This is a genomic window from Mesorhizobium sp. M0983, assembly GCF_040318975.1.
In the GTDB taxonomy this organism is placed as follows: domain Bacteria; phylum Pseudomonadota; class Alphaproteobacteria; order Rhizobiales; family Rhizobiaceae; genus Mesorhizobium.
In genome coordinates this window covers 1-14,093 of sequence record NZ_JAMYNH010000014.1, presented here as the reverse complement: position 1 = coordinate 14,093, position 14,093 = coordinate 1, and the positions used below count along the sequence as shown (strand labels likewise).

The window sequence follows — 14,093 nt, the reverse complement described above, 5'->3', positions numbered from 1 at the left end:
GCGCCCGCCATCATTGTTTCGTGGCATCGTCCAGCGCAAGGTTGAGGGCCAGCACATTGACCACCGGCTCGCCTATAAAGCCCAATTCGCGATCCTCGACATGGCTGTCGACAAGCGATTTGATCCTGGATTCATCGACGTTCCTGGCCCTGGCCACCCTGGTGACCTGAAAATAGGCCGCATCGGGGCTGATATGCGGATCGAGGCCGCTGCCGGACGTGGTGACCAGATCCATCGGCACCGGCTGGTTCGGGTTTTCGGCCCTCAACTTTTCGGCGTCGCTCTTGATACGGTCGATCAGCTTCGGGTTAGTCGGGCCGAGATTTGAGCCGCCCGAGGCGGCGGCATTGTAACCGTCGCCGGCAGCTGACGGACGGCCATGGAAGTAGCGGTCGCTGGTGAAAGTCTGGCCGATCAGCTCGGAACCGATGACCTTGCCGTTCCTCTCGATCAGGCTGCCATTGGCCTGGCCCGGAAACAGCGCCTGGGCAATGCCGGTCATGCCGATCGGATAGACCAAACCCGTCAGAACGGAGAAGAAGACGATCATGACGATAGCGGGCCTGATTTGATTGAGCATCGACGTGGTTCCTTATGCGAGACCGAGAGCAGTGATGGCCATGTCGATCACCTTGATGCCGACGAAGGGCACGACGACGCCGCCAAGGCCGTAGACTATGAGATTGCGGCTGAGCAGCGCACCGGCGCCGACAGCGCGGTATTTGACGCCCCTCAGCGACAGCGGGATCAGCGCGATGATGATCAGCGCGTTGAAGATGATGGCCGAGAGGATAGCGCTCTGCGGCGTTGCCAGATGCATGACGTTGAGCGCTTGCAGCGGCCCGGCGGTTTGGCCCGGGGCGATGTAGAAGACGGCGAATATTGCCGGGATGATGGCAAAATACTTTGCGACGTCGTTGGCGATGGAGAAGGTCGTCAGCGAACCACGCGTCATCAGCAGCGCCTTGCCGATTTCGACGATCTCGATCAGCTTGGTCGGATCGCTGTCGAGATCGACCATGTTGCCGGCCTCGCGTGCCGCGACCGTGCCGGTGTTCATGGCGACGCCGACATCGGCCTGCGCAAGCGCCGGCGCGTCGTTGGTGCCATCACCGCACATCGCGACCAGCTTGCCCTTGGCCTGTTCGTCGCGGATCAGCTTCAGCTTGTCCTCGGGCGTCGCCTGGGCAAGGAAGTCGTCGACGCCGGCTTCCGCCGCGATCGCCGCCGCGGTCATCGGATTGTCGCCGGTGATCATCACCGTGCGGATGCCCATGCGGCGCAATTCGGCAAAGCGTTCTGCGATGCCGCCCTTGACGATGTCCTTCAGGTGGACGACGCCGAGCAGGCGCCCATCGCGCTCGACCGCCAGCGGGGTGCCGCCGGATTTGGCGATCTCGTCGGCGATGGTTTGAAGGTCGCGGACGGTGTCGCTGCCGGGGCGCGTACTGCCTGTGGCAATGGTCGAGAGGTTGACGCGGGCAAGCACCGCATCGACTGCGCCCTTGCGGACCGAGGAGCCTTCCAGGTCGACGCCGCTCATGCGGGTTTGCGCGGTGAAGGGCACGAAACTCGCGTGCAGGCTTGCCATGTCGCGGGCGCGGATGGCGTATTTCTCCTTCGCCAGCACGACGATCGAGCGGCCTTCCGGCGTTTCGTCGGCAAGCGAGGCAAGTTGGGCGGCGTCGGCCAGTTCCTGTTCGGTGACGCCCCTGACCGGACGGAATGCCGTTGCCTGGCGGTTGCCCAGCGTGATCGTGCCGGTCTTGTCGAGCAGCAGCGTGTCGACATCGCCGGCCGCCTCGACGGCGCGGCCCGACATGGCGAGCACGTTGAAACGCACCAGGCGGTCCATGCCGGCGATGCCGATGGCCGACAGCAGGGCGCCGATCGTGGTCGGGATCAGCGTGACGAACAGGGCGACCAGCACCGTCACCGAGATATAGCCGCCCGAATAGGAGGCAAAACTCGGGATCGTCGCTGTCGCCAGCACGAAGATCAGCGTCATGCCGACGAGCAGGATGTTGAGCGCGATCTCGTTGGGTGTCTTCTGGCGCTCGGCGCCTTCGACCAGCGAGATCATGCGGTCGAGGAACGTATGGCCGGAAGCCGCGGTGATGCGCACCCGGATCCAGTCGGACAAGACTTGCGTGCCGCCGGTCACCGCCGAACGATCGCCTCCGGATTCGCGGATGACAGGTGCGGATTCGCCAGTGATCGCCGCCTCGTTGACCGAAGCCACGCCTTCGACCACCTCGCCATCCGAGGGGATGATGTCGCCGGCTTCGACAAGCACGATATCGCCGACCTTCAGGCTGGTGCCGGGCACCAGCTTGAACTTGCTCCGATCGCCGCCGTTCAACAGCTTGGCTTGCGTCTCGGTTCGCGCCCGACGCAGCGAGTCTGCTTGCGCCTTGCCGCGGCCTTCGGCCACCGCTTCGGCGAAGTTGGCGAAAAGCACTGTGAACCACAGCCAGATGATGATCTGCAGCGTGAAGCCAAGATCGCCGCCGCTGGTAACGAGATCTTTGACGAACAGCACGGTGGTGAGCGCCGAGACGACGGCGACGACGAACATCACCGGGTTTCGCATCAAGGTGCGCGGGTTCAGTTTTCTGAAGGATCCGCCGATGGCGGGCAACAGAATGCGGGGATCCATGATGCTCACGGATTTCGACTGGCTCATTTGGTGGCTCCAGTGTCGATGTTGGTGACCGGTCGATCGTGTGCCGAACGAAGGTGCGGCGGCCCGTAAGCCAGCAGCCAGATAATGATCAAGGCTGCCGCAATAGCGAGGAATGTGGACAGGGTCGGGAAAGGAGGAGGTGTTTTCTCCCCCTCCGGCTCGGGACGATGCCGGGCCTTTCGAGATATGATCTTGAACCAGGGCATGGCCGTTTCAGAATGTCTGACGGTGAATCATCGCCAGGTGCTCGACGATCGGTCCGACCGCCAGGGCCGGGAAGAAGGTCAGGCCACCAACGATCAGGATGACACCGACCAACAGCCCGACGAACAGCGGACCGTCGGTCGGGAAGGTGCCGGCGGAGGCAGGGACGGTCTTCTTCGCCACCAGCGATCCAGCAATCGCCAGCGCCGGAATAATGACCAGGAAGCGGCCCATCAGCATGCCGATGCCGAGCGTTATGTTGTACCAGGGCGTGTTGCCGCTGAGACCGCCAAAGGCGGAGCCATTGTTCGCCGCGGCCGAGGTGTAGGCATAGAGGACCTCGGAGAAGCCGTGCGGGCCGGCGTTGGCGATGGAAGCAACGCCGGTCGGCAGCACCACCGCGATGGCGGTGAAGACCAGCATCGCCAGCGGCAGGCAGAGGACGGCCAGCATTGCCATCTTGACCTCCTTGGCCTCGATCTTCTTGCCGAGATATTCGGGCGTGCGTCCGACCATCAGCCCGGCAACGAAGACGGCGATCACGATGAACATCAGGATACCGTAGAAGCCGGCCCCGACGCCGCCGACAATGACCTCGCCGAGCTGCATGTTGATGATGGGGATCATGCCGCCGAGTGCGGTGAAGCTGTCATGCATGGCGTTGACCGCGCCGCAGGACGCGGCGGTGGTGATGACGGCAAACAGTGCCGACAGAGCGATGCCGAAGCGGCTTTCCTTGCCCTCCATGTTGCCGCCGTCGATGCCCAGCGCATGGACGAGCGGATTGCCGGCGGCCTCGGCCCAGTAGCAGACGGCAACGCCGGCGATGAACAGCACGCCCATCGCCGACAGAATTGCCCAGCCCTGGCGCTGGTTGCCGACCATGCGACCGAAGACATTGGTTAGCGCCGCGCCGAAGGCGAAGATCGTCACCATCTGGATCAGGTTCGAGATCGCGTCGGGATTTTCGAAGGGATGCGCTGCATTGGCGTTGAAGAAGCCGCCGCCATTGGTGCCGAGCATCTTGATGGCAACCTGCGAAGCGACCGGCCCGACCGCGATCGTCTGTTGCGCGCCTTCCAGCGTCGTCGCGTTGACGTAAGCACCAACCGTCTGCGGCATACCGAGATAGACATAGACAAGCGTCAACACGATGCAGAACGGCACAAGCAGATAGAGCGTGCAGCGGGTCATATCGACCCAGAAATTGCCGATCGATTTGCCTGAGGCTCTAGCAAAACCGCGGATCAGTGCGACCGCGATGGCGATGCCGGTCGCGGCCGACAGAAAGTTCTGCACGGTCAAGCCGGCCATCTGCACGAGATAGGACATCGTGCTTTCGCCGCCGTAGTTCTGCCAGTTGGTGTTGGTCATGAAGCTGGCGGCGGTGTTGAAGGCAAGCCCAGGTTCGACGGCGGTCATGCCGGCCGGATTGTAGGGCAGGCCGCCTTGCAGCCGCTGCAGGAAATAGAGCACCAGGAAGCCGGCCAGGTTAACGAACAGCAGGGCCGCCGCATAGGAGGTCCAGTGCTGCTCCTCGCGCTCGCTGGTCCCGGACATACGGTAGAGCCCGCGCTCGAGCGGGGCCAGAATTGGCGACAGGAATGTGCGCTCGCCGCTGAAAACGCGATGCATGTAGCCGCCGAGCGGCTTGGCCAGCAAAACGACGATCCCGCAATAGACGAGGATCTGCAGCCATCCGTTGATTGTCATGGGGTTGGCTCCTTGCCAGCGGAGATCAGAAGCGTTCCGGGCGAACGAGGGCGTATGTCAGGTAAGCGAGAAGGAACAGGGTCACGGCGCCGCCGAGGATATAGTCGAAGAGCATGTTTCGATCCCCTAAACTTACAGCCCGTCGCAGGCTTTGATGTAACCGAAGCATAGAGCAAAGAACGAGATTCCTATCCCGACAACAATGATGTCCATCGTGCAATTTCCTATATTGAGTTTGTTCTTTTCAACTTTGACAAAACTGTCCAAGCCCGCTCACCGCTTCACATCGGCGGCCGGATACATCGCTCTGCCGAATATGGATCAAAGTGCCATAAAGGTTCGAGACGGGACGCGGAGCAAAGAAATCAAAATCCCATAAGGATTTCGCCGCCTCGGCGCTGGCCACAGCTTCAGGGGGAGGTGCGCACCGGCGCGCGAAGCTGCCGGGGATCAGTCTGCGCGGGTATAGATCAGAGCGTAATCGTCCGCATAGGCCCGCTTCCAGCCCAGTTCGTCGAAGAACGGAATGCGGCTGTCGTCGGCGGTCAACAATGCCCAGCCTATCGCATATTTCTCGAGCTGGGCTTTCAGGATCGGCTTGCCCCGGCTGTGCCCAGTCTGCTCATCCGTTTCCGTAAAGCCGTTCAGGAAGAGCTGATCCGCCCGGCCGTCGATAAACGTCTTGATGCCATGGAAAATCAGCGTGCCGCCGAAATTGTAGGAATTCAGCAGATTGCCTGACAGATTATGGGCTTGGGCGAAGGCCAGCGCATCCCTCGCCGAAGTCTTCTGGCTCGGCACGACCGGATAGGCCAGGAAGACCGCGGCCGCCAAAACCAGCAAAACGGCAAGTCCAGCGCAAATTCTGGAAAATTGCCGCGCGAAAAATTGTTCAAGTCCGTCGCGCTTTTCCGCGGCCCATGTAGGGGCTGAAAGCGCTGGATATTGTTGCGCAACCTCGACGGCAAGGACGACCGGGACAAGAAGAAAGAACAGGTACATGAACCGTGTGTGGGTGAGATAGACGTGCAAGGTGAAGACAAGGAACAGCGCCTTGGCCCAGCCAATACGCAATCTCGACACGAGCAGCCCGAAAAACGCCACCAGCAGGGCCACCTCCTGGAGGGTATGCCGCGAGGCGTCGAAGGGTTGCCACTCCGCAATGTAAGGCACCGCCTCATTGCCATAGGCCACGGTGAATGTGGCGAGTATGGCCTTGACGCCATAGGGATTGAGCAGGCTGACCAGCGGGCAAAGCAGCCCGAAAGCGATCCACTTGGCCAGCAGCCGGGGGTTCGACAAGCGCGTGCGCATGACGAGATCGAGGCCGGCGAAGGCGGCGATAATGAAACCGAAGGTGAAGGTGGCATGGAGATTGGCCCACAGGCAAAGCAGCGCCAGCAGCCATAGAGGCGGCGCTTTCTCGTTGCGTGCGGCTTGGAAAAGACCGGCGGTCCAGACGACGATAATGGGCAAGGTAAAGATGTGGGGTCGGGCGACATAGATTGGCCCGATCAAGAGCGCGAGCACCAGTGTCAGTGCTATCGCCAGCGTCGGCTTCAACGACGCGCTGAGATACCACGACGTCAAGAAGGCCGTCAGCGCGATTACCGCAGTCGCCAGCAGTACCACGCCGTTCCAGCCGCCGGCTTCGAAGGCAAGGGCAAGGAGAACCTGGCTAAGCCATTCCTTGGCGATCCATGGCTGGCCGGCAAAAGTGTAGGAGTAAATGTCGACGGAGGGGAATGTGCGGCTTGCCAGCATATCCATGCCGACCTTGATGTGCCACCAGCTATCGGGATCCTGCAGGAGGGAGGTGGCAAAGGCGAGGAGCGCCGTCGCCATCACGACGGCCGCCAGCAGGCAAAACACCAGCCTCACATGCCGTATGTCGTCTATCGACGGCCTCGCCTCACCAGACATCCCGCGCATATGGCATCCCTGAGCCGCGATAGCGGAAGGGATAGCCCGAATTTGTTAGAAAACCGATAAGCTACGGGATTGCGACCCCTGTGCCGCGCGTCTAACCGGCTGGGCACGTTGAGCAGCGACTATTAAGTTGCGGGTGACGGGCAGACCTCCGGCCGTTCAGCCCTCGGCCTTGAAGTTCTTGGCTTCCTTCTCGACCTTCGGGCTGTCCTTGCCGTGCTTGCGCATCAGATCCTTCGCCTGCTTCGGCGAAACGTCGGTGGTTTCGGCCAGGTGCAGAGCCTTCTTTTCGTCCGGATCGCGCGTCTTGCGGTCGGCCATTGCGGTTTTCTTGTTAGCCATTACGACGCTCTTATGCTCTCGGCGATTTCGTTCAGCACCTTGCGGTCGGTGCCGTGGCGCTTGATCAGCGTGCGTGCCTGATCAGGGGTAATGCCCGCTTCCTCGGCGAAATGACGTACCTCATAGTCTTCGCCGCCCGCCACTCGTGAGCGGTCGCGACTGTCGGTCCTGGTTTTGTCGTCGGCCATGGCAGCTCTCCTCATCTCAACGAGAGCATAACGGGCAAGATTTCAGCGAGTTCCTTCGAGCGTGTCGCCCAGTTGCCTACCCTCGGGCATGACCCGACATGAGCGGCGGTTTTTGCTCAAAGCAGGGGCACGGCGCCAGGCTGGCCTTCGCGCACAAAAAGGCTCGCTTCCTTGGCCGCACCAGTAAATTTCCGCCGCGCGCTGCCAACCGCCCGCCACTGCTCCTGGGCGCAGCCTGGTATTCGTTGCGGATTGCTAAGGGTAGCGATGGTCGAACACGACCCCCATGGTCCTACCAACGGCCGTCATGACGATAATCTCGACCAGATCGTCGTCACTGTCACCGCAGGCCGGGGCCGTCCGGCGAACGATGTCCAGCATCGCCCTCGTCGATATGGTGTCGCCGGCGCCGAATCTTGAAAGCGCAGATGAAACAAGCTCTTGGGCCGTCAAGTCGGCGACAGTCACCCTCTGCACCACGTTCATTGGCTTCCTCCCACCATGAACCCTCTCCCGCGAGAATGATACGCCGAACGTCGGGTTTCGCCAGCGAAATGGTGGTCCTACCAGCACGCGGGGCAGCGACCGAAATCGTCGGTTTTGCGTGAGGCAATCCAGGCGCGAGGCGGCAGCACTTTTGTGCCATGCGACTTCGCCACAGACCCATCCCGGCGGCCGGGATGGGTCTCAATTTATTTACTTGGCAGTTTGATTGCTTGGCAGTCGGGTCTGCTCGGTTGCGGTCGAAGTCAGCGCAGCAAGAACCACGGTGCGGGCAGGACCAGGACGGTTCTTCGTTTCACGGAACGCCGAACCGGTCTGTCTTTTTTGTTTGACGCAATTCCGGATGGAAAACCGTTCACACGTTTTCCTGGAATTGCTTGTCTTATGACTCTAGGCGGCCATATCGCTCGGAAGCTTGCCGCCATTCTCGACCAGCTTTTTCATCAGTGCATCATGCAGCCACAGATTCATCGTTACGGTGTCGTTCATGTCGCCGGTGTAGTTCAGCTCGTGAGCAAGCTCCTTGCGGGCGCCGAGGCTGCTATCGATATTCAGAGCCTTCATCAGGTCGACGATCGAATTCTTCCAGTTGAGCTTTTGCCCTTTCGCGGCCACCGCCTTGTCGAGAATGGCAGCGATGTCAGGAGCAGAGGACGGCGCGGATGGCGTTGCCGGAGCCGGGGTTGCAGCCGGGTCGGGTCGGGTAGGCGCCGTCGGCTGGGTGGCCGTGCTCGAAGCAGGCGCGGGAGACGGTTGCGCCGGCGGCGCTTCGGCCGCAACCGCGTTTCCGAAAATCGCACCTTTGATACTGTCGAAAATGCCCATTGCTATCTCCTGGGTTGCCTTCACGGTGTGTTGCCTTGACGGTCGGTGAGGCGACCGTTGCCGAATTCGCATTGAGCGCCCTGGTTGTACCGGACCACGAACGCAACGCAGGGGCAACTCCAAACTGGCTGAAAGGTAAAGGCTTGGTTGCATGGTGAAATCGGCTCAGTGATCCGACCCCAGAGTAGAATGGTCAGATCGCGGCACGACAAATAGTTACGCGCAATGGGCGAGGGAAACGGTTGGCAGCCAGTTTTGCTGACGCAGACCAGAAAAATCATCTAGATTCGTGTTCGCCATTCGCTGAGAGGAACGAAGCCATGACAGCAGTCGTCGCATCCGACAGGCTCGAACGTTCGCTGGTTTGGGCAGAGGACGATCCGTCGGTCAAATGGGCCGGCGCTTTCGCGGTTTACGGCGGGCACGGCACCACCCAGTCCTCAGTCATTGTCTACGAGATCGAGCCCGGCAAGCGGCTCGGCTGGCACACCGACGCCACCGAGGAGACGCAATACATCATCGCCGGCACCGGCGAGCTGCACATCGAGGGCGGCAGCATCCACCCGGTCAGGCCCGGCAGCGTCCTGGTACTTCCGACGCCGGTCCGGCACGACCTCGTCAACACCGGCACCGAAACCCTGCGCGCCGTCGCTTTCTTTGCGGCGGCGATGTTCACGCAGACATTCGACGACGTCATGCTGCCGCCGAAATCCCATGTCCTCGGCACGCCCAATCGCGCAGGCTGAACGCGTGCCAGCGGGAATCATCCGGCCTGCGGATTGCGGACTTGGAGCTGAGATGAGCGCGCGCGCGGCCGGCAAGCGGTTCGGCGTCGTTACGCGCCTGTGTCACGGGCGGACCGGCTGATGGCGCCCGTCAAGGTCGACCCGGCCAAGGTGCGCGAGTTCAGGGATGCCGAAAGCTTCCATGCCTGGCTTGGCGAGCATCACGACAGCGAGGACGAAGTCTGGATCAAGATCCATAAGCGCGATTCGGGGCTGCCGTCGATCACGCCGAAGCAAGCCATCGACGTGGCGTTATGCTGGGGCTGGATCGATGCGGTGCGCAAGGCCCTGGACGGCAAAAGCTATTTGCAGCGTTATACCCCGCGCGGCAAGAAGAGCACCTGGAGCCAGATCAACGTCGACAATGTCGCCCGGCTGATCGAGGAGGGCCGGATGACCGAGCATGGGCTGAGGCAGGCCGAGGCAGCCAAGGCCGACGGCCGCTGGGCGCGCGCCTATAGGAGCGGCAAGGAGATGAAGATCCCCGACGACCTCCAGGCGGCAATAGACGCCGAGCCCAAGGCGAAAGAGATGCTGGCGAAGCTCAGCGAGCAAAACCGCTTCGCGCTCGCCTTCCGCACCCACAACATGAAGACCGAAGCCGGACGCAAGAAGAAGATCGCGGCGTTCGTGGAGATGCTGAAGCGCGGCGAGACCATCCATCCGCAACGAAAACGCGATTCTGGCTGAACATTCTGACCGCGCTTGTCTCCCGCATCTTGTGCTTGTCCCGAATGCGGCCGGATCGCTGCTCAGCCTTCGATCCTGGCGATGTCGCCGACGATTGTTTTCGGCGAGCGTCGCCTGACATTTCGACAACATCTCTCATTCGTTTGATCGATGCAGGAACAAAGCTCCGTCCTCACAGTCGGTATGGTATATTAGCAGGCGCTGTTATGAGGTTTTTGCCCGTTCAGGAGCCGACTGGCACGTGGGCCGTGTTTGATGCGACCGTGGACGTGCCTGCGGATTTCGCGGGCAGTTGCCTTATCGGCTTGCCGCGGGAGCGGGCGGAGTGGCTCGCAGCAAGAGCCAATCGAGATGCTGCAAAAGGCACTTCGACTTGGCGGTTGTCAGCTGCCGGACCGGCAAAAGCCGCGGTTCTTAGACTTAGACCGTTAGGAGAGATTTCGATGATGCACGAACAGGTAATGGAAGCTGCGTTGGCAGCCAGAAATCAGGAAGTGGATATTTGTGGTGTCTTCGACATCACCAACAAAACCGATGCGCCAATTGGCTCTCGCCGATTGGGCGAGGCTATCCACTTTGTCGCCAATGCACCTATCGTTGGCTATGATGTTCACGCCGCCGTCATCCGATATGGCCCACTCGGAACCCCCAGCCTCAGAGCAACAGATTGCACACAGCTGTGGGAGAAGTTTGGCGAGGCCTTGCTGCAACACTGACAGGCTGACCTTTGGCGCGTATGGCACCACCATCGTGCAGGTCACTTCCCTTGTGAGAACGACGTGGAAGCCTGGCGGGTGATATTGCAATCAAATTAGCGTGAGCGCATATTTTTTACCGGCTGGACTCGCAACCGGCCAGTCTCGGTGGCCGGCCGCCAACGGGCCGTCAGGCCGCCAACAAATGGTTCGGCAGGCCCGATGGTCCCCCCTTGGCAAGGTCGCCGGAAACAAAGCATGATGCGGCGGCAAAACGGGTTTGGGAGAATGACATGCCTAAGGTTTCGGAGCTCTTTTTCAAGACAGCCATCGTCTTTCTTATTCTGGGAATTGCAGCTGGCCTGCAGATGGCAATTTCAGGCGATCACGGCGCGTTTCCGGCTCACGCGCACATCAACCTGCTGGGATGGGTCACCAGTGCAATATTCGGCGGCTATTATGCGCTGAACCCGGCGAAGGCTGCCCGCAGGACGGCGATGATCCACTATGGCGTCTACAATCTCGGCCTGGTCGTGATGTTGCCGGCGCTTTACCTGATGCTGCAGGGAAATCCGGCGCTCGAGCCGATCGTCGCCACCGGCTCAATGATTGTCGCTGTCGCCGTGCTGATCTTTGCCTTCGTGGTTTTCTCCGGCGAAACAGAGCGCTCGGTCTCGGGAATACAAGCCGTTCCGCGCTAGACGCGTAGCGACACTAACGAACCTGTCGAAGCCCGCGCTCTGGTGGAGCGCGGGTCGTTCGGCTTGTGGGCTGATCTGGGGTAAGGGGTGCGGCGCAGATGGAGCCGCTCAGTAGCGATCCTTCGCGCCCTCTGCAAATTACGAATTACGGTGACAGTGCACCATTTTCTTTTTCCCGCCTGTCGCGTTTCCCAATTTCACTGCTCTTTCCGGTTTGCTCGGCAATCACGGTCGAGAAGTGCTTCGCTGCCCATCGGTTGCGCGACATCGGCGGCGCGGTAATGCAAGTCGAGCCATGCGTTCAATTTACGCACAGCGACAGCCGAGCAAACATGACAAATAGTGCACTGTCGCCGTAATTCTGTCGCCGTAATTCAAAGTGCACTGTCACCGTAATTCAAACGTCCGCTTGCTGACCCTTAGCTGACTCTCACAAGCTTCTTGCAAAGTGCAATGTTGTACGGAACGCATCCTTGCGACCCAAAGAAATGCCGCGCGTCGAGATTGGCTGCCCAGATGCCCATAGCAATTTCGTCGATACCTTCGCAAGCAGCTCGCTGTTCAACATGGCACATCAAAGCTGCGGCAACTCCACGACGACGAGCTTCCGGCATAACCGAGATGTGGTGCACATAGATCAGGGGCCGAGGGAAAGTGAACGGCGTTTCTGGCAGCGACTGAATTTCAAACCAGACGTAGCCGACTGGAGCACGATCAATCTCAGCAATCGCGATCGAGCTCTTCGGATCAGCCAGCCTCGCTGCGAAGAATGTCCTCACCGCAGACGGATCGGCTGCCTGTTTGAAAACGTCTGGATGCAATTCAGCATGGAGACTCTGAACCACCTGATTGAGCCGAACGAGCGCGTCAAAGTCTGCCTCCGAGGCAGCCCGGATTTCCACTGACATTGAGACACCTCCCCGTTTGTAGACGACGCTGCGACGGTGATGTCTTTCTGTCAGCGAACGTCGGTCTTCCACCCATCTCGGCCATTGGCGGAGTTTTGACCCTAGTGATTAGTAGGCTGGTTAGTAGGCTACTAACCGAACCTTACCAAACGCCCGGAAAATAAAGGGTTTCTCGGGATTAGCTGGCGGAGAGAGCGGGATTCGAACCCGCGTTACGGTCTCCCGTAAACACACTTTCCAGGCGTGCGCCTTCAACCACTCGGCCACCTCTCCGTCCTTTTAGCATCTTCGACGCGGCCGGTTTCGCCGTGCGGGTTGGGGAGATGCATCTCCTTTGGGATTCCGGCCCGGAATTCCGGCCGTGGGCGCCGTCAACCAGCGGATACCCTTTCCCCGCACCCGAGCCGTCAAAGCAACAGGCGCGGGGCTCATCTAGTCGATCCGGTGCCGAATGCCAAGACACTCTATTCGCTTTGCCGGATAGGGATGCTCAGCCCATGGCATCAGTGTGCTCGTTGGGCGCCTACAAACCAGTCGGCCGCGGCGTCTTCGCCGTCTGGCTCGTCAGCCGGCCCAGGTGCAAGCCGCCGGCGTAAGTTCAACTTCGCGTGTCGCGATTGCAGACGAAGCAGGTAAATCCTATTTAACAGTCCGACACGACATTCCGATAAACTCCTGGGGAGGAAGGGTCTGGATGTTCCGCTTCGTCTTTCGTCTCGCTGCAATGGTCGCGCTTTCGGTTTCGGTCATCATGGCCGTGCTCGACGCGACCCGGTCGGTGGCGGCTTCGGCGCTGGTGATGACCCCGCTCAACACCAGCTGGCTCGCCGTCTCGCCGGACACGCGCAGCGCCTTTGAAAGCTTCGTCCGCGACAAGCTCAATCCGCTGCTGTGGGACGGCGCCATCGCCTGGGTGCTCAGCCAGCCCGGCTTTGCCGTGTTCGCGGTGCTGGCCTTCGTTCTTTATGCCATCGGCTACAGGCGGCAGCGCCCCAGCGGGCGGTTCGCCGCGACCTAAAATTCCTGCGTTCCCGGATCCAGCGTTCCCCGGATCGGGGAAGGCTCAAGCAAGAAGAAAAGGAAATCGCACATGTTTCTCAGCGATATGCTGAACAAGAAGCTCAACCTGCCGAAGCCCTCCGAGGCGTTGCCCGGCCGCGACCGGCCGATCCCGACGGCATCGAAGCATTTCGTCTCGAACAGGCCGCTCAAGGGTCCCTATCCCGAAGGGCTTGAGACGGCGATGTTCGGGCTGGGCTGTTTCTGGGGTGCCGAGCGCCTGTTCTGGCAGGTCGATGGCGTCTGGGTCACGGCGGCCGGCTATGCTGGCGGCGTCACGCCCAACCCGACCTATCAGGAAACCTGCACCGGGCTCACCGGCCATGCCGAAGTCGTGCTCGTCGTCTACGATCCGAAGATCGTGTCCTATGCCGAGCTTTTGAAGCTGTTCTGGGAAAGCCACGACCCGACGCAAGGCATGCGCCAGGGCAATGATGTCGGCACCACCTACCGTTCGGCGATCTACACATTCAACGACGCGCAACACCAGGCGGCGCTCGCTTCGCGCGATGCTTACGAGGCTTCGCTGCGCGGTGCCGGACGCGGCAAGATCACCACCGAGATCGCGCCGGCGCCGGAATTCTACTTCGCCGAGGAAGACCACCAGCAATATCTGGCGAAGAACCCCTATGGCTATTGCGGCCTGCACGGAACCGGCGTCTCCTGCGCCATTCCGGCCGCCGTCTCCGCCTGATTTTGCGCCCCTGACGCAAGGAATATGCTGTGGGGGGGGGGGGGGGGGGGCCCCCCGGGGGAAGAGGGCAAAAAAAAAGGGAGAATTTTTTTTTGGGGGGGGGGGGTTTGGCGCGCGCGGCGGGTGGGCCCCCCCCGCCGCGCCCCCAAACCGAGCGGCCCGCCAGGCCG

General features: G+C 60.9%; 16 protein-coding genes and 1 tRNA gene. 6 read left to right on the top strand and 11 right to left on the bottom strand.

Annotated features, from left to right (window positions below; all coding sequences use genetic code 11):
- Positions 1-10: 10 nt before the first annotated feature.
- The 9 genes from kdpC to NKH71_RS22835 all read right to left on the bottom strand — a co-directional run bounded on the left by kdpC (position 11) and on the right by NKH71_RS22835 (position 8,391).
- Positions 11-580 (bottom strand): potassium-transporting ATPase subunit KdpC, encoded by a 570-nt coding sequence (gene kdpC, locus NKH71_RS22875; RefSeq protein WP_023718989.1) that lies wholly within the window; start codon positions 578-580, stop codon positions 11-13.
- A 12-nt stretch (positions 581-592) separates the two neighbouring features.
- On the bottom strand, positions 593-2,686 hold the full coding sequence (gene kdpB / locus NKH71_RS22870; RefSeq protein WP_023718990.1) for a potassium-transporting ATPase subunit KdpB: 2,094 nt from the start codon (positions 2,684-2,686) through the stop codon (positions 593-595).
- Between the two features lie 213 nt (positions 2,687-2,899).
- Entirely contained in the window at positions 2,900-4,603 is a 1,704-nt protein-coding gene (gene kdpA / locus NKH71_RS22865; protein ID WP_023718991.1) for a potassium-transporting ATPase subunit KdpA, read from the bottom strand.
- A gap of 25 nt (positions 4,604-4,628) precedes the next feature.
- Complete coding sequence (locus NKH71_RS22860; protein WP_023675300.1) at positions 4,629-4,718, bottom strand: K(+)-transporting ATPase subunit F; 90 nt, start codon at positions 4,716-4,718, stop codon at positions 4,629-4,631.
- Positions 4,719-5,053: 335 nt separating this feature from the next.
- A complete protein-coding gene (locus NKH71_RS22855) occupies positions 5,054-6,535 on the bottom strand; it encodes a hypothetical protein (protein WP_352548342.1) in 1,482 nt (493 codons plus the stop codon).
- Positions 6,536-6,691: 156 nt separating this feature from the next.
- Entirely contained in the window at positions 6,692-6,874 is a 183-nt protein-coding gene (locus NKH71_RS22850; protein WP_036244723.1) for a hypothetical protein, read from the bottom strand.
- Positions 6,874-7,062: a DUF3606 domain-containing protein gene (locus NKH71_RS22845; RefSeq protein ID WP_023718995.1), complete on the bottom strand. Its 189-nt coding sequence runs from the start codon at positions 7,060-7,062 to the stop codon at positions 6,874-6,876. Before NKH71_RS22845 ends, NKH71_RS22850 begins: the two co-directional genes overlap by 1 nt.
- A 255-nt stretch (positions 7,063-7,317) precedes the next feature.
- Entirely contained in the window at positions 7,318-7,548 is a 231-nt protein-coding gene (locus NKH71_RS22840; RefSeq protein ID WP_023718996.1) for a hypothetical protein, read from the bottom strand.
- A 408-nt stretch (positions 7,549-7,956) separates the two neighbouring features.
- Positions 7,957-8,391 (bottom strand): DUF3597 domain-containing protein, encoded by a 435-nt coding sequence (locus NKH71_RS22835; RefSeq protein WP_023718997.1) that lies wholly within the window; start codon positions 8,389-8,391, stop codon positions 7,957-7,959.
- Between the two features lie 320 nt (positions 8,392-8,711).
- On the opposite strand from NKH71_RS22835, the gene NKH71_RS22830 reads away from it, so the two are divergent.
- From NKH71_RS22830 to NKH71_RS22815, 4 genes are all read left to right on the top strand, one after another.
- On the top strand, positions 8,712-9,137 hold the full coding sequence (locus NKH71_RS22830) for a cupin domain-containing protein (RefSeq protein ID WP_031194003.1): 426 nt from the start codon (positions 8,712-8,714) through the stop codon (positions 9,135-9,137).
- 120 nt (positions 9,138-9,257) lie between these two features.
- Positions 9,258-9,866 (top strand): YdeI/OmpD-associated family protein, encoded by a 609-nt coding sequence (locus NKH71_RS22825; protein WP_023718999.1) that lies wholly within the window; start codon positions 9,258-9,260, stop codon positions 9,864-9,866.
- A gap of 443 nt (positions 9,867-10,309) precedes the next feature.
- Positions 10,310-10,582: a hypothetical protein gene (locus NKH71_RS22820; RefSeq protein WP_031194005.1), complete on the top strand. Its 273-nt coding sequence runs from the start codon at positions 10,310-10,312 to the stop codon at positions 10,580-10,582.
- 272 nt (positions 10,583-10,854) lie between these two features.
- Positions 10,855-11,262 carry a heme-copper oxidase family protein gene (locus NKH71_RS22815; protein WP_023719001.1) on the top strand — a complete coding sequence of 136 codons (408 nt, stop codon included), beginning with the start codon at positions 10,855-10,857 and terminating at the stop codon, positions 11,260-11,262.
- Between the two features lie 419 nt (positions 11,263-11,681).
- Here the strand turns inward: NKH71_RS22815 and NKH71_RS22810 are convergent, their stop codons facing one another.
- Positions 11,682-12,170 carry a GNAT family N-acetyltransferase gene (locus tag NKH71_RS22810; protein ID WP_352548339.1) on the bottom strand — a complete coding sequence of 163 codons (489 nt, stop codon included), beginning with the start codon at positions 12,168-12,170 and terminating at the stop codon, positions 11,682-11,684.
- 183 nt (positions 12,171-12,353) lie between these two features.
- Positions 12,354-12,443 (bottom strand) — tRNA-Ser (locus NKH71_RS22805).
- 421 nt (positions 12,444-12,864) lie between these two features.
- Between NKH71_RS22805 and NKH71_RS22800 the strand changes: the two genes are divergently transcribed.
- Both NKH71_RS22800 and msrA read left to right on the top strand, forming a co-directional pair.
- Positions 12,865-13,188, top strand: coding sequence for a hypothetical protein (locus NKH71_RS22800; RefSeq protein WP_023719002.1), 324 nt, complete (start codon positions 12,865-12,867; stop codon positions 13,186-13,188).
- A 72-nt stretch (positions 13,189-13,260) separates the two neighbouring features.
- Positions 13,261-13,923, top strand: a complete 663-nt coding sequence (msrA, locus tag NKH71_RS22795; RefSeq protein WP_023719003.1) for a peptide-methionine (S)-S-oxide reductase MsrA — start codon at positions 13,261-13,263, stop codon at positions 13,921-13,923.
- Positions 13,924-14,093 lie beyond the last annotated feature (170 nt).

What these genes read in the sequence shown, in the direction of transcription:
- NKH71_RS22830 (WP_031194003.1), top strand. Translation starts at nt 8,712, where the DNA reads ATGACAGCAGTCGTCGCATCCGACAGGCTCGAACGTTCGCTGGTTTGG.
- NKH71_RS22800 (WP_023719002.1), top strand. Translation starts at nt 12,865, where the DNA reads ATGTTCCGCTTCGTCTTTCGTCTCGCTGCAATGGTCGCGCTTTCGGTT.
- NKH71_RS22860 (WP_023675300.1), bottom strand. Translation starts at nt 4,718, where the DNA reads ATGCTCTTCGACTATATCCTCGGCGGCGCCGTGACCCTGTTCCTTCTC.
- NKH71_RS22855 (WP_352548342.1), bottom strand. Translation starts at nt 6,535, where the DNA reads ATGCGCGGGATGTCTGGTGAGGCGAGGCCGTCGATAGACGACATACGG.
- NKH71_RS22835 (WP_023718997.1), bottom strand. Translation starts at nt 8,391, where the DNA reads ATGGGCATTTTCGACAGTATCAAAGGTGCGATTTTCGGAAACGCGGTT.
- NKH71_RS22850 (WP_036244723.1), bottom strand. Translation starts at nt 6,874, where the DNA reads ATGGCTAACAAGAAAACCGCAATGGCCGACCGCAAGACGCGCGATCCG.
- NKH71_RS22820 (WP_031194005.1), top strand. Translation starts at nt 10,310, where the DNA reads ATGATGCACGAACAGGTAATGGAAGCTGCGTTGGCAGCCAGAAATCAG.
- NKH71_RS22815 (WP_023719001.1), top strand. Translation starts at nt 10,855, where the DNA reads ATGCCTAAGGTTTCGGAGCTCTTTTTCAAGACAGCCATCGTCTTTCTT.
- NKH71_RS22810 (WP_352548339.1), bottom strand. Translation starts at nt 12,170, where the DNA reads ATGTCAGTGGAAATCCGGGCTGCCTCGGAGGCAGACTTTGACGCGCTC.
- NKH71_RS22840 (WP_023718996.1), bottom strand. Translation starts at nt 7,548, where the DNA reads ATGAACGTGGTGCAGAGGGTGACTGTCGCCGACTTGACGGCCCAAGAG.
- msrA (WP_023719003.1), top strand. Translation starts at nt 13,261, where the DNA reads ATGTTTCTCAGCGATATGCTGAACAAGAAGCTCAACCTGCCGAAGCCC.
- kdpA (WP_023718991.1), bottom strand. Translation starts at nt 4,603, where the DNA reads ATGACAATCAACGGATGGCTGCAGATCCTCGTCTATTGCGGGATCGTC.
- NKH71_RS22825 (WP_023718999.1), top strand. Translation starts at nt 9,258, where the DNA reads ATGGCGCCCGTCAAGGTCGACCCGGCCAAGGTGCGCGAGTTCAGGGAT.
- kdpB (WP_023718990.1), bottom strand. Translation starts at nt 2,686, where the DNA reads ATGAGCCAGTCGAAATCCGTGAGCATCATGGATCCCCGCATTCTGTTG.
- kdpC (WP_023718989.1), bottom strand. Translation starts at nt 580, where the DNA reads ATGCTCAATCAAATCAGGCCCGCTATCGTCATGATCGTCTTCTTCTCC.
- NKH71_RS22845 (WP_023718995.1), bottom strand. Translation starts at nt 7,062, where the DNA reads ATGGCCGACGACAAAACCAGGACCGACAGTCGCGACCGCTCACGAGTG.